Raw genomic sequence first — 18,804 nt, forward strand, 5'->3', positions numbered from 1 at the left:
ACATTAATTAAATCCAGCAATTTTATCGTCCTCAAGTACTGCTTCTGTAGCTTTTAGTACTTTTTTTAATATACTTTCTAAATCTGCTTTCAAATCTAAATCGCCATCGGCAATCATATTTAAAATTGCTTTGTCTTGAGCTCTTCCCCGTATCATGGCTTCTCGATAGCCTACATCTTCATTAAAGGTAACCAACGAATATTTGGAAGCATATTTAAGCGGAAAGTGTTTTTCTAAAGCCATTTCAAGAGCGCGTTTTTGTCTAAAAATGTCGCTGTTTACGTGTCCTTTCATTTCATGAAAATTATCTATCGCTAAATCCGCAATGGCATTGGTGTCTTTTCTTCTAGAGGCTTCATAAGTTTTAAATACGGTTTCCCAGTCTCCTTGATGATTATCTAAAACCTGATCAAACTCAACAATATCTTCAAGCGAAGCATTCATACCTTGGCCATAAAACGGGACGATTGCATGTGCAGCATCACCCATTAAAAGGGTGTTTCCTTTATAATGCCAAGGCGAACATCTAATGGTTCCAAGTGGTGAGGTTGGGTTTTTAAAAAATTCCTCGGCCAGATTCGGCATAATTTCTAAAGCATCTTTAAAATATTTGTCAAAAAATTCTAAAACACGTTCCTTAGTAGTGAGATTATTAAAATTATAATCCCCTTCATCGTAACTTAAAAATAAGGTGACCGTAAAACTACCATCTAAATTTGGCAAAGCAATAAGCATAAAATCTTCTCTTCCCCAAATGTGTAATGCGTTTTTATCAATTTGGTAACCACCATTTTTATCGGCAGGAATGCTCAATTCTTTGTACCCGTGGGTTAAATAGTCTTGCGAATAACTAAACAGAAATTTTCTTGCTGTAAAGTAGCTTTTTCGCAGTGCAGAACCTGCGCCATCTGTAGCGATAATAACGTCGGCATCTTCTATAAATTCCTTTTTTGTGTCGTAATCTTTAAAAAGTGCGGTTGTTTTTTCAAAATCTACAGAAAGGCATTTTTTGTTGAAATAGAACGAAACATATTTATGTTTTTCGGCTTCATCTATCAATAGGGCGTTGAGTTGTCCGCGCGAAATGGAATTGATAAATTCATTTTCACGACCACTGTATGCCGAAAACATTGTTTTACCACTAACATCATGCAATATTCTTCCGGTCATTGGCACGCAAAAGGCTTTTATTTGCTCTTCGATGCCTACCAGTTTCATGGCTTTTTTACCACGGTCTGATAAGGCCAAATTTATAGAACGACCAGAGTCTGTGTTTACCTGACGTATATCGGGGCGCATTTCATAAACAGATACACGGTAACCACGTTGTCCCAAGCGCAAGGCGAGGAGTGAACCACAAAGTCCGCCACCAATAATCAGTATGTTTTGTTGTTTATTCATTTCTGTTATTCCCGCGAAGGCGGGAATCTCATGTTATAAAATTTTAATTTTTCAATGTAAAATCCTTCCATCTTTAGGAAGGTGTTCTTTAATCATTCAGTATTAATTTCAACCGTTCTACCAAATAATATACGTCTTGATACGAATTATACAATGGAGCCGGTGCACAACGTATAACGTTTGGCTCTCGCCAATCAGAAATTACACCAGCTTCGGTAAATTTATCATGTAATGATTTGTCCGCATTTTTTATAAATATAGAAAGCTGACAACCACGTTCATCCGGATTATTTGGTGTGATTATTTTAATCGTATTGTCGCCTAACTGTTTTAGTAGAAACTCTAAATAGCCAGTGAGGTGTTTTGATTTTTTAATCAATGTATCCATGCCTACTTCATTAAAAATTTCTAGAGATGCTTTAATTGCAGCAAGCGACAAAATAGGAGGATTCGATAATTGCCAACCAGCGGCTCCTGGTAGCTGTTCGAATTCATCACGCATCTTAAATCTGGTTTCCTTATTATGTCCCCACCAACCCGTTAATCGGTTGAGGTTTTTGTTATAAGCATGGCGTTCATGTACAAAGCAAGCTGCCATACTTCCAGGTCCGGAATTTAAATATTTATAAGTACACCAAGAGGCAAAATCGGCGCCAGACTCGTGTAAATTTAGTGCCACATTTCCTGCGCCATGAGCGCAATCAAATCCAACCATACAGCCGTGTTTATGCCCTAGCTCGGTTATGCGTTTTAAATCGTAGAATTGTCCGGTATAATAGTTAACAGCCCCAATTAAAATGAGTGCGATTTCATTTCCCTGAGATGCTAATAGCATTTCTAAATCTTGATAGTTTACTAATTCTTCGTTTTTTGGTGCTTTCCAAAGGATTAATCCTTCCTTGTCGTCAAACCCATGATGTCGTAACTGCGATTCTACGGCATATTTGTCTGAAGGAAAAGCGTCGGCTTCAATTAAGATTTTAAAGCGTTTTTTTGTTGGTTTGTAAAACGAGGCCATTAAAAAATGAAGATTGGCCGTTAAAGTATTCATCACAACCACTTCTATAGGTTTGGCTCCCACAATTTTTGCCATACTTTCTACCATGCCTTCTTGATAGCTTAGCCATGGATTTTCGCCATTAAAATGACCTTCAACAGCCAAATTAGCCCAATCTTCCAATACCGCATTCACGTAGGCTTGCGTTCGTTTTGGCTGAAGGCCTAACGAATTTCCAGTCATGTAAATACAGTCATTTCCCTGTTGATCTTTTGGAAAATGAAATTGATTTCTATAAGAAGCTAATACGTCGTTTTGATCTTGTTCTATGGCAAAATCGAGACCTAATTTATAGTGTGACAAATTGCATTGATTTTGGGTTTCTAACAAAAATAAGGATTCTAAACTTAGCAATGAAGTACTTAATGTAGGGAAATTAATCAGTTTTAATCGTTATTCCAGTAAAATGTAATTTCCAATTATCTTCTGGTTTTTTGTGAGAAGTGGCAATTTGCAATCCTGCATAATTTTCATAATCTTCCCAGGTTGTCGTTAAGGATGCATCTTTAGAATTTCCTTTTCTAAAAACCCATTCTTTAATTATATAATCATCCCCAAAATAAAAATCGTAAGCATCTCCAGGGGTGTAGCCACCATCATTAGTATAGGTTATAGTAATTTTGTTCATTTGAGTCTTACTAATTGGCGATTCTGCTTTAACAGGTTCAGAAATTTGAGTGCCAGCATCCCAAACTAACTGAAATGGTGCAAGTAGCCAGAATTTATCGTTAATAAATGCCTTGTCTGCATTTAAAGACACAGTATCAACTTGTTTTCTGTTATACGTAAGTGTGTCTAAGCCTGAAACTAAAACAACTTCCCCAGATTTTGTATTCCAGCGCCACGAGCGTTCAAAATGGCTACTGTCTTTTTCCACATTAAAGGTAAAGGCGATTTCTTTCACCTGTTTCCAATTTTCGAAACCATGGGCATAGGCTATTTTTTCGGCAATGGTCAATTCTTTTTCTTTGACTTCCTTATTTTGCTTGCAAGAAATGCATAACACTATAGAAACGGCTAGAATAATTTTTTTCATCTTTTTAATTTTAAGCTAAGATAATAATAAAGCTAAAGAAGTTTTATATTAGAGCGCCAAACATAAATTAATGGGAACGAACGCAGAGTATTTTAAAACTAATAAAACAACTTGGAATAGCAAGGTGAAAGTTCATGCCGAAAGTGCTATGTATAATATGGCAGCTTTTAAAAGGGGAGAAACGTCTCTAAAGGCCTATGAGTTGGAAGCGTTGCCAAATGTAAAAGGGAAATCGCTTTTGCATTTGCAATGTCATTTTGGGCAAGATACCTTAAGTTGGAGTAGGCTAGGAGCTAAATGTGTTGGGGTAGATTTAAGCGATGAAGGCGTAAAACTTGCCACAGAATTAAATAATGAATTGCAGCTTGATGCTAAGTTTATATGCTGCAATGTGTTAGATACTTCAAAATTTATTAAAGATACGTTCGATATTGTTTTTACGAGTTATGGTGTAATTGGGTGGTTGCCAGATTTGAAACCTTGGGGTAAAATGATTGCTGAGCGATTAAAGAAAGGCGGTGTATTTTTTATGGCTGAATTTCATCCGATAGTTTGGATGTTCGATTATAAAAACGGAAAGGCAGAAATGACATATGGCTATATGCAGAACGAAGTTATTTATGAAGAATACGAGGGTACTTATGCCAATCAAGAATCAAACATCATAAGTAAAGAATATGGATGGAATCATGGTTTGGGTGAAGTCGTTTCTGCGTTAACGGAAGCTGGACTGCACATCGATTATTTGAAAGAGTTTGATGAAAGTCCGTACAACGTATTGCCGAATTTGGTTGAAACCGAAACAGGAATGTTTGTTACGAAAGATAAATTATACCCGTTGATATTTACTTTGAAAGCGACGAAACTTTAAACTAAAAGAAGTTTAAAATAAACAAGATTGTTTATTGCTTCTAAAAGATAATACTTTAATTAAATTCAAGTGGATATTAATATGTATTTCTATAACGCATCATAATTTTATGCGTATCAGAAGATTTTCTATGATAATACATTTTCTTTTTATCGACGCTAAGAGTCGGGGCTTCAATTAAATTTAAAATGGTTTCGGAGAATAATACTTTTGGATTTGAAAATTCCTCTGAAGCATCGTGTCTAACAGATACACATATTTCAAAAATAGTTCCCGATGTAATTGTTCCTTTTAAATATCTTGTGAAATATAATTCTAGATTGTCACTACTTATGCAAGGAGCGTAATAAATATAATTTGAATTATTAATATTTTGTAATATTGAAGGTGAATTTGGTAATTTATTAAATGTAGAAGCGTTGACTTTTTTTGCAATACCTAAAATTGTTTCACAAGGACCTTGACAATTTTTATCGTCAAATCTGGCATTATTGTAGTAAAGAAATTGTCCATCTAAACTAATTCCGTGATCCATAACTAACCAACCAAGAGTATTCATATTAAAGTCTCCTTGAACTCGTTCAATATTATTAACACTGCCAGAACTAAAAGTTCCGTGAAAGAGATTATTTAATTCGGAAGGATAGTTACGTGTTGAGGTCCAATAAAAATTTCCATTTGCATCTAAATCGGCAACGGCATCTAAATGAGGTGGTGTTGTTTGATTTGTTCCTAATAACTCACCAACATAATTAAAAGTTGAATCGTTTACTTTAGTCGCATAATAGAGTTTGGTGTTTATGCCATCATTTAAATTATTAAAGAACAGAAAGTTTTCGTTAGGAGAAATGAAGGGTTCCATGGCATCAAAGGATAAGTTATTTATGGTAACTTCTATTTCAGGACCATATGAAGGGTATGTTAATGATTTAGTAGAGTCTTTATCATTTGAAGAACAAGAAGCAATCGTTAATATTAGGATGAAATAGATTTTCATTTCGAATTTTTAGAATTAGATGTAATATACTTAATTCTGTTTAATTGTATTATGTTCGTTATCGTGTTTGTATATGGAAAATTGCGTGTTTGCGTGCGAGGATTTTCCGAAGGAAAATCAGACGTAGCAAACGTGCAACGACCTTTGTTTTAGCACAACACCAGCAATTTTTTATATACGCTGTTATGTGTAGTTATTTTTTTATTTCATTTTTTAAGTCCAACAATTTTAATTCTTTGTTGTAGATTTCAATTCTTGAAAGTGCATTGCCGTCAATTAATAAAATGACAATTAACATTGAAATGGTTGTAACGCTAATTGCTCTCCAAGTTGGTGTATTAATAAATAGAATTAATAATGCTGCTGCGATAATTAATATTGGAACTAATTTAAATACAAATGTAAATTGCTTTAACGTGCTTTCAGAACGTTCAATTTCAGACTGATAAAAGGCAGTTTCATCGGTATTAAAATCCTTTTCAAATTGTTTAATTCTTTGAATATTGGTGTAGTTAGTACCGCTGCCAATTATTAATAGTAATATACCTGCTACTAACGTTGGAATGATATAAGCCTTTGCTAAATCTGTTTTTCCTAATTGCCAAAATCCAACACTTGCGATTAAAAATCCAATCGCAAAGAAAATAAAGAAACGTGTTGAGAATACTTCCTCTTTTGCCCATTCTATTGCTAGTTTTAATAGGTCCATACTTTCATTTTTTAATTACACACCACAAACGAATTTAGCTTAAATATTTCACCAAATCAAATAATAATTAATGCGAATCTTTCAGAAATTCTTTAGGAAATGTAGCTTTAAATCTATTTAATCTTGGGATAGAGACATTTTGGATATACGAGTTTTCTGGATGTAGGCGTTCGTAATTTTGGTGATAATCTTCGGCTACCCAAAACTTTTGAAACGGATACACTTCGGCAGCAATTTTAGCATTTAACTTTTTGGCGAGTGCTTCTTTCTTTTTTAGAATGATTTGTTTTTGTGCGTCGTTTTGAAAGAAAATAATGGAACGATACTGCGAACCTCTATCATTTCCTTGTCCGTTAACTTGTGTTACATTTTGCGAGCCAAAATAAGCATCTACCAAGGTTTCGAAACTTACAATTTTAGGGTCGTAAATCACTTCTACAGCTTCTGCATGTCCGGTTTTCCCCGTATTGCTAGCTTCGTAAGTGGGGTTTTTAGTATGACCGCCCGAATATCCGTTAATAACTTCGTCAACGCCTTTTACGCTTTCATAAATAGCTTCAACACACCAAAAACAACCACTGGCAAAATAGGCCTTGGCTTTACCGTTTTTTATAGGAACTTCAATAGGTTTGGCGTTTATAACCGCTTCTTGGTTTTTGTTTGCTTGTGCATTGTTTTGGCAACTGAATAATACAGTTACAAAACATGCTAAAATTATATGTTTCATATTTTGAGTTTCAAGTTTAGACGAAACGTTATTTAAGACCTTAATGAAATTAACGAAAGATTATGAAATAAAAAAAGCCTTCACATTGAGAAGGCTTTTACGTCTATATTTTTGGCAATTATTAGCTTAATTTAGCAAATAATTTTGTCATTTTTTCTTTTTGTTCTTCGGCTAATTGTGCATCAACTAAAATACGACCACTGTGCTCATCAGTAATAACTTTTTTACGCGCAGCAATTTCTACTTGAATTTGCGGTGGAATAGTAAAGAAAGATCCTCCAGAAGCACCTCTTTCGATTGGTACAACTGCTAAGCCATTTTTTACGTTTTTACGAATTCTGTTGTAAGCGGCAACCAAACGCTCTTCAATTTGCTCTTGATATTCATGAGACTTGGCTATTAAAGCTTGCTCTTCTTTTTCAGTTTCGGCTAAAATAGCATCCAACTCACCTTTTTTATGTTTTAAGTGGTTTTCACGCTCTTTTAATCGCTCTTTAGTTTCAGCAATAACTTCTTTTTTCTGCTCGATTTGAGCTTTAAATTCTTTTATATGTTTTTCAGCTAGTTCAATTTCTAATTCTTGAAACTCAACTTCTTTCGTTAAAGAATTGTATTCTCTGTTATTTCTAACATTTTTTTGTTGTTCGCTGTACTTTTTAATTAGCGATTTAGATTCTTCAATTAAGTTCTTTTTAGATACAATATCATTATCGATAACTTCTAAATTCGAAACTAATTTTTCTAAGCGAATGTTTAGTCCAGCAACTTCATCTTCTAAATCACGTACTTCTAACGGAAGTTCTCCACGTACGTTTCTAATTTCGTCTATACGAGAATCTATAAGTTGTAAATCGTATAACGCTCTTAAACGCTCTTCAACAGTTAATTCTTTACTTTTAGCCATACTTTAAAAATACTTAACAGGATTGGTATTTGTCTTTGATAAAATGATTGCAAAATTAGTAATTTTTTTTGTAAGATATGCTACTAAAAGATTTTTTGTGAATTGTTCACTTTCATAATGTCCCACATCGGCTAAAAGAATGTTGTTTTCGGCTGTAAAAAAGTCGTGATATTTTAAATCGGCAGTTATAAAAGCGTCAGCACCAGCAGCTTTAGCGGCTTCAATAGCAAAACTTCCTGAACCGCCAAGAACGGCAATTTTTTTAATATTTTTATTTAAAAATGAAGAGTGTCGCACGCATTTTGTGTTCATTTTCTCTTTTAAAAAGACTAAAAAATCTTTTTCATTCATAGATTCTGCTAGTTCTCCTAGCATTCCCATACCAATATTCTGATTTTTATTTTCTAAAGTGATAATCTCATAAGCCACTTCTTCATAAGAATGGGTTTTAAAAAGCGTTTGTTTCACTATAGATTCTAAATGCTTCGGAAAGGTTATGGTTATTTTTGTTTCTTCTTCGGTATGTAAAACATCTTTTTGTCCGATGGTAGGGTTTGAATTGGCATTTCCTTTATAAGTTCCGTAGCCTTCAACATTAAAACTGCAATAAGAATAATTACCTATACTACCAGCGCCAGTGCTAAATAAAGCGAGTCGCAGTTTTTCGGCTTCACCTTTAGGAACATAGGTTGTTAGTTTTTTTATAGTTTCATTTTGTGGTATTAAAATGCGTTTGTTTATTAATTCTAACTGGTTGCATATCATGTCGTTTACCCCTTGCATCGCGTTATCTAAAGCGGTATGCATGCTGTAAATGGCTATATCGTGCTTTATGGCTTTCATGACGACGCGTTCAACATATGTTTTACCAGTTAACTTTTTTAATCCTTTAAAAATAATTGGGTGAAAACTAATAATAAGGTTGCATTTCTCTTTGATGGCTTCATCTACAACGGCTTCGAGCGTATCGAGCGTAACCAGAATGCCTGTTATTTTTTCGTTTTTATCGCCAACTAAAAGCCCCACATTATCAAAATCTTCGGCATATGCTAAAGGGGCTAATTCTTCTAAATGATTAATAACGTCTTGAACAATCATGAATTTATTTGTTTGTATCAAATATAAAATATTATTTTCGCTAAGATGAAACATCTTATACTAAAAATAAAGACAGTTAAAAAGACTTTTTGTTTAGATGTTACATGTAATCCTTGAATAGCTAGTATTACAACACATGAAATTACTTAGATACGCATCCTTTCCTTTTGTACCCCTATATTATGCTGTAACAAGTTTGCGGAATACCTTGTACGATTTGGGTTTAAAAAAATCGACTTCCTATAATTTTCCGGTGATATGTGTTGGAAACTTAAGTGTTGGTGGTACTGGGAAAACACCTATGATTGAGTATTTAATTAATTTGTTGAAAGACGACTATCAAGTGGCCACTTTAAGCAGGGGTTACAAACGAAAAACCAAAGGATTTGGTTTGGCAGATGAAAATTCTACAGCCGAAACTTTAGGTGATGAGCCTTTTCAGTTTTTTACAAAGTTTAAAAATGATATTTATGTAGCTGTAGATGCTGTTAGAACAAACGGCATAGCCCAATTGAGAACGCTTAATAAACCAGCAGAAATTGTTTTGTTGGATGATGCGTTTCAGCATAGAAAGGTAAAGGCGGGGTTTAATATTTTATTAACCACCTATACTAAACCTTATTTTAACGATTTTGTTTTACCAGCAGGAAATCTTAGAGAACCAAGAAGAGGTGCAAAACGCGCAAACATCATTATAGTTACTAAATGTCCGGATAATTTAAGCGACATAGAGAAAAGTAGCTTTGTTAAGCGTATTAAGCCTGAAGAACATCAGCATGTTTTTTTTAGTACGATTGACTATTCGAATACCTTGAACTCTGAAGGTGGAGAGATATCTATTAATTCGGTTTCTAACTTTACTTTGGTAACGGGTATTGCCAACGCCAATCCTTTGGTAGCTTTTTTAAAGTCGAAAAATTTAAAATTTGAGCATTTAAATTATAGTGATCATTATAATTTTTCGGAAAAAGATATTAAAGACATTGAAAAAAGAAGTTTAATTATTACCACCGAAAAAGATTTTATGCGCTTAAAACAATACGAGTCGTTAAAGGATAAATTGTTTTACTTACCAATAAAGGTCCGTATGGATAATGAACAGTTGGTAAATAAATTGATTAAAGACTTTTTAAAAAGTTAGGCTGTTGCCGAATTGTCTTTTTTTGCAGCTAAAGCATTGTAAAGTTTTTTCTCGAATTCTTCCTGTTTAAATGGTTTTGGAATAATATCGGTGAACCCTGCTTCTTCAAATTCGTGCATTTTATCTTCGATAGTTACCGCTGTTAGAGCGAAAATTATTTGTTCTTTATCAAATGATCGCACAATTTTAGTAGCTTCAATACCACTAATTCCTGGCATATGAATATCCATTAAAATAATGTCGTATTTATTGGCTCGAATCATTTCAACAGCATCTTCACCATTGTCGATAATATCGCACTTAAGTTTCATTTTTGTTAAAATCTTCTTAGTAATCATTTGGTTTATTTTGTTGTCTTCAACCACCAAAATTTTAACTTTTTCTAAATCTATCTCGTCTGTATTACCGCTAAAATAATTAACTTTAAGGTCTTTAGCTTCTTCTACAGAGGTGTATTCTAATGGAATTTCAAAATAAAAAGTAGTGCCTTTATCCAACTCACTTTTCACATAAATTTTTCCTTTTAATATATCAATTAATCCTTTTACAATAGAAAGACCTAAACCTGTGCCGCCGTATTTTCTATTAATTTGAATAGATCCTTGAGAAAAACTCTCGAACATATTGTCTTGTTTTTCTTGGCTAATGCCTATACCATTATCTTCAACTTCAAAGCGTAAAGTGTAATTTTTACCGGCTTCTGCAATCTTGTACACTCGAATCCAAATATCACCATCTTTGGTAAATTTAATAGAGTTTCCTATTAAGTTTATAAGGATTTGTGAGATTTTTAACTGGTCGGCAATAAAGTTTTCAGGTAGATCTTTATCGTACTCTAAATGTATTTTAATATTATTGTCTTGTGCCGAATTGTGTAAGGCCAGAATAATATTATTGATTTTCTTTTTTAAATTAAATGGTTCTGGTTCAACATCAACTTTATTGGCTTCAATTTTATTAATTTGAAGAATATCGTTAATGAATGTTAATAAGTAATCGCCTGAGAATTTCAACGATTTTAAATGTTGAATTTGTTCTGGTTTTGGGTTTTCTTCTAAAAGCATATTACTTAAACCAGTTACAGCGTATAATGGTGTTCTTAATTCGTGTGTTACTGTTGAAAGGAAGTTTGCTTTTGTTTTTGATGCTAATTCTGCTTTTTCTTTGGCAATAATTAATTCTCCATTTTTTTTGTGGAGCATGTTATTAGTTTTTAACCTAATGTTATTGTTTTTATACAACGACAGCGTTAGTAACGATAAGATGGTAATTAAAGCGACACTTAAAATGGATATTAACGTGTTTAAACTTTTATCATCTTCAGCTTTATTTAATTTTTCAACTATTTCACTGTTTTTTTCTAAGGCGTCATTTAACAAATACTGTGTCTCCTCGTCTCTCGATGAATTGGTTCGTTTTATATTTTCAAGCGAATCTGAAAGCTGAACATATAACGATAAATAATCTCTTGAAGCTTTAAAATTTTCATTTGAATTATAAATATCACTCAGTACTAAATAACCATTATTAAGAATGCTTATATAATTGTTAGCCTTGGCGATATTTACGCCATCATTCGCATAGGTTAGAGACTTTTCGTTATTGCTTAAATGATTATAAACACGACTTAAAGAAATGAGTGCATCACTCTGGGTTTTAAAATCGTCTTCTTTTTTTGCTAAAGCCAATGCTTGTTCTATAATATCTCGGGCTTTTTTGTAATTCTTTAGAGCAATATATGTTTTACCTTCGCATAATAAAACATCAGCGAGATCGCTATTTAAACCTTCTTCTTCGAATTTAGATTTTGCAGCGGTGTAAGAATCGAGGGCCGAATAGTAATTTTTCTTAGCCATATACACATCACCAAAAATTTTGTATGATTTGCCTAAGTTTTGATTATCGTTTATAAGTCGCTGAACTTCTATGGCTTTTGTAAGCGATTTGATGGCTTTATCTTGATCTCCTATAATAAGTTGAAGTTTGCCTTTTATAGAATAAATGATGCCTGTACTTTTTTTATGATCGTTTTTTTCGGCTAAAATTAAAGCTTCATCTAAGTTTTTCTGAGCCTTATAATAATTGTAATTTTCTAACTCCGTTTGCGATTGATTAATTCGATAATTAATGTTGTTTTGTAGCAATTCAGGGTCATCTTCTATGGTTTTTTGAGAAGAAGCGCCAAGGCTAAAAAGCAATGTAAATACAAATATGTAGATTTTTATTCGGGACATATTAATCATTATTACGGACAAATATAATTATTTTATCGATTAAACACACTTTTTTTCCGACAAATTACACATTAAGTCAATTATTCTTTGCGAATAGCCTGTTTCGTTATCGTACCAACCAATAATTTTTACCATGTTTCCTATCACAGAAGTCATTCCAGAATCGAAAATACAAGAATGTGTGTTTCCAACAATATCGATAGAAACAATGGGGTCTTCTGTATATTCTAAAATGTCTTTATACTGATTTTTGGCAGCTTGTTTAAATGCATTATTTATGGTTTCGATCGATACTGTTTTTTTTACATTGAAGGTTATATCTGTTAATGAACCATTTATAACAGGTACGCGAATACCACAACCTCCAATAACATCTGATAGTTCTGGGAAAATTTTGGTTAATGCTTTTGCAGCTCCTGTAGTTGTAGGGACAATAGATTGACCTGCAGCACGCGACCGACGTAAATCTCTATGCGGTTGGTCGTGCAAACTTTGGTCGGTAGTGTAGGAGTGGACGGTTGTAATGTAAGCTTGATTAATACCACAAAGTTTATTAATAATATCAATCATTGGGGCGGCATTATTTGTGGTACACGAGGCGTTAGAAATGATGCTTTCGGTACCGTCAATAATATGGTCGTTTACGCCCATCACGATAGTTTTTATATCATCGTCTAATGGCGGAACACTTAAAATAACATGTTTAGCGCCATTAGTTATATGATGCTGTAAATCGGATTTAGTTTTAAACTTACCTGTGGCTTCAATTACAAAATCGACATTAAAAGGTTTCCAATTAATTTCTTTGGGATGACGGTGATTGAGTAGGGTAACTTTTTGTTCGTTTACCTGAATGCTATTGGTGGTATGAGAAACCGTTCCGTTAAAACCTCCATGCACACTATCATATTTAAGCAAATGACTTAAGGTTTTAGCATCGGCCAAATCGTTAATAGCAACTACTTGAATATTTGGATAATTTTTAAGAAGTCTAAATACGCGACGCCCAATTCTGCCAAAGCCATTAATAGCTACAGAAATCATCACTAATTAATGTGTTTTTGAGCTTTATATGAAGAACGTACTAACGCACTACTTTCAACATGGCGAAACCCTAATTCAAGACCAATTTGTTCGTATTCTTTAAATTGATCTGGATTAACAAATTGCTTAACCGGTAAATGTTTTTTACTAGGTTGAAGGTACTGGCCAATAGTTACAATATCTACATTATTTGCTTTTAAATCATGTAGCGTTTCTATAACTTCTTCGCGTGTTTCACCTAATCCAAGCATAATACCAGATTTTGTGCGACGTTGTCCTTGTTGTTTTAAATATTTTAATACTCCTAAACTTCGGTCGTATTGTGCTTGAATTCTAACATCTCGCGTTAATCTTCTAACAGTTTCAATATTATGAGACACCACTTCTGGAGCTACGTTTATAATTCTGTCTATATGTTTCTCAACACCTTGAAAGTCTGGGATAAGTGTTTCTAAGGTGGTTTCAGGATTCATTCGTCGCACAGCCTTTACGGTTTCAGCCCACATAATGCTTCCCATGTCTTTTAAATCATCTCTATCAACACTCGTCAACACAGCGTGTTTAATATTCATAATCTTTATAGAGCGAGCTACTTTTTCGGGTTCATCCCAATCAACATTTTCAGGTCTTCCTGTTTTTACACCACAAAATCCACAAGAGCGGGTACAAATATTACCTAATATCATAAAGGTAGCAGTACCTTCGCCCCAGCATTCTCCCATATTAGGGCAACTTCCGGATGTGCAAATAGTATTTAATTTGTATTTATCAACTAAACCTCTAAGTTCGGTGTAGTTTTTTCCTGTTGGTAATTTAACACGAAGCCATTTAGGTTTAGCCAAACGTTCTTCGGGTAGTATATTTGAAACGGTTTCTGAATCCATGTTTTTAAAATAAAGGGCAAAGATACAAAGTATTCTTTTAAAAGTGCGTTATAGCGACATGAGAAACCAAATACTGAAACCTATTAAAAAAGCAATACTTATGATGCTTAATAAGTGCATTTGTTTGGAAGGTTGCCAGTCTTTAGGGGTGTGTTTACTTGAAATTAATCGATAATTCATAATAGCATAGAAAGGCGCCGTGATAAACGATAAAATGGTAGCGATTTTTATTAGTAAACCCATTTCTGAAGCAAAAAATAAAAATATAAATACTGTTCCGAAAGTTAATAAGGCTATCCAAAAGTTGTAATTAAATTTCGAAGATTTTTTAAAAAGTAATTTTGTGGTTTGTGCCATAGCTCTGGGTGAAGCATCTAATGTGGTTAGTGTGGTACTAAACATGGTGGTAAAAGCAGCTATTCCAATAACTAAGTAAGCCCAATTCCCGAGACTTTTAGTGTACATTCCAATTAATTGGTTTGAAAAAACACTTGCCGAATTACTAAATATTTCGCCACTATTAAACATCACTAAAGCGCCTAACATGAGGAAGCCTACACCAATAAATATGGTGCTTAAGTAGCCTATATTAAAATCGAACAACGCGGATTTTGGTGTGTACTGTTTCGTTTCATCATTTTTTTCAATGCACCAAAGCGACTGCCAAACAGCAACATCAAGCGGAGCGGGCATCCATCCCATAAAGGCAATTAAAAAAGCAATCCCCACAGCGTCTGATGGGATTATTTGTGTAAACGAAAGTGACTCTGTTTTATTTGTAAAAGCCATAGTAACAGCTATTAATGTACTTATTGTTAAGGTTATAACAATTATTTTCATTAATTTATCTAAAAGCTTGTATTTGCCAATTAGTAAAAGCAAAATGCAAATGCCAAGTATGATAACGGTATAAATTTCTGTACTGGTTATTAATCTAGAACCAAGATTAAACGACCCAAAATCACCAAAGAGGTTAGAGGCTAAACCTGCCGTTACAATAGTAACCGCCGTTTGTATGGTAAAGATGGTTGCTATATTTAAAATGAAATAAGTTACTAAAACACCTTTTCCTAATTTAAGATAACCATCCAGTAAACTCTCGCCCGTAGCAGTGGCATAACGCGGTCCGTACTGAAAAAAAGGATATTTAAACAGGTTTACTAAAAGTAGTGCCCAAATTAATCCCATGCCAAAATCGGCACCCGCGCGGGTAGATTGCACTAAATGCGATACGCCAATGGCTGCTCCGGCAAATAATAAACCCGGACCTAAATTTTTAAGTTTAGAGAACATTACTTTTCCTGAATAATTTCGGCTAATAATTTTTTGGCACGCAATAATTTAACCTTTACGTTATTTATAGGTTCTTTAAGTTTATTAGAAATTTCTTTATAACTCAATTCTTGAAAATAGCGAAGATTGATTACTTCCTGGTAATGCGGTTTTAATTTTTTTATATCTCGCAATAATTTCGCTAAATGTTGCTCGGTAATTAATTCGTCTTCAGGGGTTGGTGATTCATCTAAAATTTGATACACCGACTTATCATCGTTTGAAGTAATTTGAGTAATAGACTTTTTTTCCTTTCTTAATAAATCGATATGAATATTTTTAGAAATGGTAATAAGCCAGGTTTTGAATTTATAAGAATCATCAAAAGTTTCAATTCTATCAAAGGCTTTCGAGAATGTTTGAATGGTAATATCTTCAGCGTCATTTTCATTCTGAATGCGCTTTAACTGAAAGCCATATACATCATCCCAAAACGTGTCCAATAAAAAGTTAAACGCTTTTTGGTCGTTTTCTTTCGCACGTTTAATGGCTTCTTTTATTTCCAATGATTTGGTTTTGAGATGAGATTATTTATAAATATAACGAATTGTATAGTAATTAAAAAAACTTCGAGTATTGGAAGTAAGGCGATGAGATCGTTTTCTCCTAATTTTTTTGATGTCTTTCCAAAAACTATGAATTGTATAATTATACGGGTTAAAAAGATGACTAAAACTATTTCCCAGTTAAAGGTGAATGCAAATAATATGATGGCTAAAATCCAGAAAAGTAGTTGTGTGCAATAAATTAAAGTTAGTAGTATTTTATGATGTAATTTATAATGGTTGGCGGTTGAAATATGCCGCCTTTTTTGTTTTATCCAGTCTTTAAATTTTGTTTTTGGTTTCGATATTGTAAAGCTTTTTTTAGAAAAGCTAATGGCTGTATTTTTTTTAGTAGCTACTTGATTTATAAATAAATCGTCGTCTCCGGAACGTATTTTTATATGATTTATAAACCCATTCGCCTTAAAAAATTCTGCTTTTGCGTAGGCTAAATTTCTGCCCACGCCCATATAAGGCAATCCAATTTTTGCAAATGAAAAATATTGAAGCGCCGTAACTAACGTTTCAAACCGAATAATTTTATTTAGAAACGATTTTTTTATTTTTGAATAAGCCCCATAACCCAAAACGATGCTTTTTTCATCATTAAACTGAGAACACATTTCTTGTATCCAGTATTTTGACACAGGTTTACAGTCGGCATCCGTAAATAATAAGTGTTCGTTTTTAGAAGCTTTAATGCCAAGTGTAAGGGCGTATTTTTTGTTACCCCAAAAAGCTTCGATGTTTTTTACATCAACAATTTTAATATTAGCATTTTCATTGGCAAAAGTTTCCATGACATCGAGTGTATCGTCACTGGAAGCGTCGTTTATTAAAACGATTTCGAAATTAGGATAGTCTTGAGAGATGATTGAAGGCAGAAAATTTTTAAGATTTTCAGCTTCATTTTTTGCACATATAATTACAGATACATCTACTATTTTACGAGATTCTTTACTTGGCTTTTTAAAAGCAAATTTCCCGAAAATACCTAAGTAAAAAATAACTTGAATAAAAACTACAGCTATAAAGCCATAGTAGACAAAGTCAAGTAGCATCATAAAAAATTATGAATGTTTCGGTTCGTTACAAGTGTCAAATTGGTCTGGTGTTTTACCACAGAACCCGCAACTTTCACCTGATTTATTTAGTACTGGATTTTGACTTGCACAGGTTCCGGCAAATTTACCACCTTTTTTTGCCCAAATTTTTATGGCAATCCCAGCAAATCCTATACCTAACAGTACAATAGTTATTAAAAGAAGTTTCATTTTTTATAAGATTAATCAATTGAAATACAATTTCTGATTATTGGAACAGAAATTTAATTAGCTGCAAAGATAATGGATTTCACTTTTATTTTTTAAAACTTTATTGTTTTAAAAATAATAATGTTATGAAAATGGAAAAGCCTTATTTGATGAACAAATAAGGCCTTTACCTTGCTATAATCAATTCAATCTATTAATGTAAATCTATTTCGGCAACAGATCTGTCTAAAGAAGCTCGTGTATTACCTCCTTTAGGTTCAATAGTGATGTTTAACGCTAGCGCGTTTTCTGTGTATGGAATCGCTCTAAGTTGTCTGTCTGTTTCGGTTAAAATTCCTAAACTAACCATTTTTCCTTGTAACTCTGCCCAAATTTGGTAACATTGGTCTTCTGGTAAATCGGGTAAAGAAACAACGTCTATCATCGATGTTTTTTCTTTCGGGTTGATATAAGCTACGGTTTTGAAATTTTTTGAACGACTATTACCTTGCATGATATATTTGTAGGTATTAGGGTCGTTAAGCTCCATAAACTGCTGCATAATGTTGTCTAACTTTTTATTGTTAGCTTCAATATCGCTTCGTAAATCGAAAATTTCATCAACCACTACCTGATTTTCTTCATTCAGTCGTTGATTTTGATTGTAAAACAGATACGAGGTGCCAGCAAAAATAAAAGCAGCTATACTGGCAGCAACACTAAATTTATACCACTTTTTGTATCGAACAGAGGTATTCATTTTAATGACTGGTTTTTCATCTAGTTCGTCTAAAATATTACTTAAAATATTTTTAGGAACTTCAACAGCATTACTTCTTGTTACAATTTCAAGATTGTATTGTAATGTGTTGTATTCATTCTGTACTTCTGGATATTTTGAAATATAAGACTCTACTATTTCTGTTTGTTCAGAAGTAGTATCACCTAATAGATATTTTTCTAGTAGGCCAGAATTTAAAAAAGTAGTTATTTTCGCATTCATGACTTTTTTTGTTAAGGATTATAAATTTTTTTCAATTCACGCAATCCAATCTTTAATCTCGATTTTATAGTACCCAGTGGAATATCGAGTTCTTCACTGGCTTCTTGTTGGGTCATGCCCTCAAAAAAGAGCGCATTTATTACTATTTGATATTTTTCATCAATGCTTTTTAAATGTTTTTGTATGTCTAATACATCCTCATTTAATTCGCCTGCTGATATCTTATATACGGATGATTTATCTATTTGGACTTCGTTACCGTCTTTGTTTTTTAAAGACCTAACCTTGTCTATTGCAGTGTTATACGCAATTCTGTATAGCCAAGTGAATAATTTTGCTTTACTAGAATCGTATTTATCTGAATAGCGCCATATTTTTACAAAACTTTCTTGAAGTACATCTTGAGCGGTATCGTCATCACTTATTATTTTCTTAATTACACCGTATAATGCATCGGAATAATTATCGTAGAGTATAGAAATAGCTTTTTTATCGCCTTGTTCTAATAAACTAACTATTTGTATTTCTAAGGATGAAATCAAAATGAATAAGTTTTAATTTGTTAAAA

At 33.1% G+C, this 18,804-nt stretch carries 19 protein-coding genes; 2 read left to right on the top strand and 17 right to left on the bottom strand.

Features of this window, described 5'->3' with window-relative positions:
* Positions 1 to 3: 3 nt before the first annotated feature.
* The 3 genes from ACFQ0I_RS13460 to ACFQ0I_RS13470 all read right to left on the bottom strand — a co-directional run bounded on the left by ACFQ0I_RS13460 (position 4) and on the right by ACFQ0I_RS13470 (position 3,494).
* The gene (locus tag ACFQ0I_RS13460; protein WP_379943101.1) at positions 4 to 1,401 is read right to left on the bottom strand and encodes an FAD-dependent oxidoreductase; all 1,398 of its coding nucleotides are present in this window, start codon (positions 1,399 to 1,401) and stop codon (positions 4 to 6) included.
* Between the two features lie 88 nt (positions 1,402 to 1,489).
* Entirely contained in the window at positions 1,490 to 2,761 is a 1,272-nt protein-coding gene (gene kynU, locus ACFQ0I_RS13465; RefSeq protein ID WP_379943103.1) for a kynureninase, read from the bottom strand.
* A 73-nt stretch (positions 2,762 to 2,834) separates the two neighbouring features.
* On the bottom strand, positions 2,835 to 3,494 hold the full coding sequence (locus tag ACFQ0I_RS13470; protein ID WP_379943104.1) for a hypothetical protein: 660 nt from the start codon (positions 3,492 to 3,494) through the stop codon (positions 2,835 to 2,837).
* A gap of 70 nt (positions 3,495 to 3,564) precedes the next feature.
* Here ACFQ0I_RS13470 and ACFQ0I_RS13475 point away from each other — a divergent pair, with 70 nt between their 5' ends.
* A complete protein-coding gene (locus ACFQ0I_RS13475) occupies positions 3,565 to 4,365 on the top strand; it encodes a class I SAM-dependent methyltransferase (RefSeq protein WP_379943106.1) in 801 nt (266 codons plus the stop codon).
* Between the two features lie 76 nt (positions 4,366 to 4,441).
* Here the strand turns inward: ACFQ0I_RS13475 and ACFQ0I_RS13480 are convergent, their stop codons facing one another.
* The 5 genes from ACFQ0I_RS13480 to ACFQ0I_RS13500 all read right to left on the bottom strand — a co-directional run bounded on the left by ACFQ0I_RS13480 (position 4,442) and on the right by ACFQ0I_RS13500 (position 8,800).
* The gene (locus ACFQ0I_RS13480) at positions 4,442 to 5,362 is read right to left on the bottom strand and encodes a hypothetical protein (protein WP_379943108.1); all 921 of its coding nucleotides are present in this window, start codon (positions 5,360 to 5,362) and stop codon (positions 4,442 to 4,444) included.
* A 193-nt stretch (positions 5,363 to 5,555) separates the two neighbouring features.
* Complete coding sequence (locus ACFQ0I_RS13485; RefSeq protein ID WP_379943110.1) at positions 5,556 to 6,071, bottom strand: hypothetical protein; 516 nt, start codon at positions 6,069 to 6,071, stop codon at positions 5,556 to 5,558.
* Between the two features lie 67 nt (positions 6,072 to 6,138).
* Positions 6,139 to 6,798, bottom strand: coding sequence for a peptide-methionine (S)-S-oxide reductase MsrA (gene msrA / locus ACFQ0I_RS13490; RefSeq protein ID WP_379943112.1), 660 nt, complete (start codon positions 6,796 to 6,798; stop codon positions 6,139 to 6,141).
* Between the two features lie 121 nt (positions 6,799 to 6,919).
* The gene (locus ACFQ0I_RS13495; RefSeq protein WP_379943114.1) at positions 6,920 to 7,702 is read right to left on the bottom strand and encodes a zinc ribbon domain-containing protein; all 783 of its coding nucleotides are present in this window, start codon (positions 7,700 to 7,702) and stop codon (positions 6,920 to 6,922) included.
* A 3-nt stretch (positions 7,703 to 7,705) separates the two neighbouring features.
* Positions 7,706 to 8,800, bottom strand: coding sequence for a Nif3-like dinuclear metal center hexameric protein (locus tag ACFQ0I_RS13500; protein ID WP_379943116.1), 1,095 nt, complete (start codon positions 8,798 to 8,800; stop codon positions 7,706 to 7,708).
* Between the two features lie 136 nt (positions 8,801 to 8,936).
* On the opposite strand from ACFQ0I_RS13500, the gene lpxK reads away from it, so the two are divergent.
* The gene (gene lpxK, locus ACFQ0I_RS13505) at positions 8,937 to 9,941 is read left to right on the top strand and encodes a tetraacyldisaccharide 4'-kinase (protein ID WP_379943117.1); all 1,005 of its coding nucleotides are present in this window, start codon (positions 8,937 to 8,939) and stop codon (positions 9,939 to 9,941) included.
* On the opposite strand, the gene ACFQ0I_RS13510 is transcribed toward lpxK, so the two are convergent.
* The 9 genes from ACFQ0I_RS13510 to ACFQ0I_RS13550 all read right to left on the bottom strand — a co-directional run bounded on the left by ACFQ0I_RS13510 (position 9,938) and on the right by ACFQ0I_RS13550 (position 18,778).
* Positions 9,938 to 12,175: an ATP-binding protein gene (locus ACFQ0I_RS13510; protein ID WP_379943119.1), complete on the bottom strand. Its 2,238-nt coding sequence runs from the start codon at positions 12,173 to 12,175 to the stop codon at positions 9,938 to 9,940. The genes lpxK and ACFQ0I_RS13510 overlap by 4 nt on opposite strands.
* Before the next feature lie 39 nt (positions 12,176 to 12,214).
* Complete coding sequence (gap, locus tag ACFQ0I_RS13515) at positions 12,215 to 13,219, bottom strand: type I glyceraldehyde-3-phosphate dehydrogenase (RefSeq protein WP_379943290.1); 1,005 nt, start codon at positions 13,217 to 13,219, stop codon at positions 12,215 to 12,217.
* 2 nt (positions 13,220 to 13,221) lie between these two features.
* Complete coding sequence (gene lipA / locus ACFQ0I_RS13520) at positions 13,222 to 14,103, bottom strand: lipoyl synthase (protein ID WP_379943121.1); 882 nt, start codon at positions 14,101 to 14,103, stop codon at positions 13,222 to 13,224.
* 48 nt (positions 14,104 to 14,151) lie between these two features.
* Positions 14,152 to 15,396, bottom strand: coding sequence for an NRAMP family divalent metal transporter (locus tag ACFQ0I_RS13525; protein ID WP_379943123.1), 1,245 nt, complete (start codon positions 15,394 to 15,396; stop codon positions 14,152 to 14,154).
* Positions 15,396 to 15,941, bottom strand: a complete 546-nt coding sequence (locus tag ACFQ0I_RS13530) for an RNA polymerase sigma factor (protein WP_379943125.1) — start codon at positions 15,939 to 15,941, stop codon at positions 15,396 to 15,398. Before ACFQ0I_RS13530 ends, ACFQ0I_RS13525 begins: the two co-directional genes overlap by 1 nt.
* On the bottom strand, positions 15,932 to 17,044 hold the full coding sequence (locus tag ACFQ0I_RS13535) for a glycosyltransferase (RefSeq protein WP_379943127.1): 1,113 nt from the start codon (positions 17,042 to 17,044) through the stop codon (positions 15,932 to 15,934). The genes ACFQ0I_RS13530 and ACFQ0I_RS13535 overlap by 10 nt, the downstream gene beginning before the upstream one ends.
* A 6-nt stretch (positions 17,045 to 17,050) precedes the next feature.
* Positions 17,051 to 17,254 carry a membrane or secreted protein gene (locus ACFQ0I_RS13540; RefSeq protein WP_379943129.1) on the bottom strand — a complete coding sequence of 68 codons (204 nt, stop codon included), beginning with the start codon at positions 17,252 to 17,254 and terminating at the stop codon, positions 17,051 to 17,053.
* A 193-nt stretch (positions 17,255 to 17,447) separates the two neighbouring features.
* The gene (locus ACFQ0I_RS13545; protein ID WP_379943130.1) at positions 17,448 to 18,236 is read right to left on the bottom strand and encodes an anti-sigma factor domain-containing protein; all 789 of its coding nucleotides are present in this window, start codon (positions 18,234 to 18,236) and stop codon (positions 17,448 to 17,450) included.
* An 11-nt stretch (positions 18,237 to 18,247) separates the two neighbouring features.
* Positions 18,248 to 18,778, bottom strand: coding sequence for an RNA polymerase sigma factor (locus tag ACFQ0I_RS13550; RefSeq protein ID WP_379943132.1), 531 nt, complete (start codon positions 18,776 to 18,778; stop codon positions 18,248 to 18,250).
* Positions 18,779 to 18,804: the final 26 nt, after the last annotated feature.

Source organism: Mariniflexile aquimaris (genome assembly GCF_042676825.1).
GTDB lineage: Bacteria > Bacteroidota > Bacteroidia > Flavobacteriales > Flavobacteriaceae > Mariniflexile > Mariniflexile aquimaris.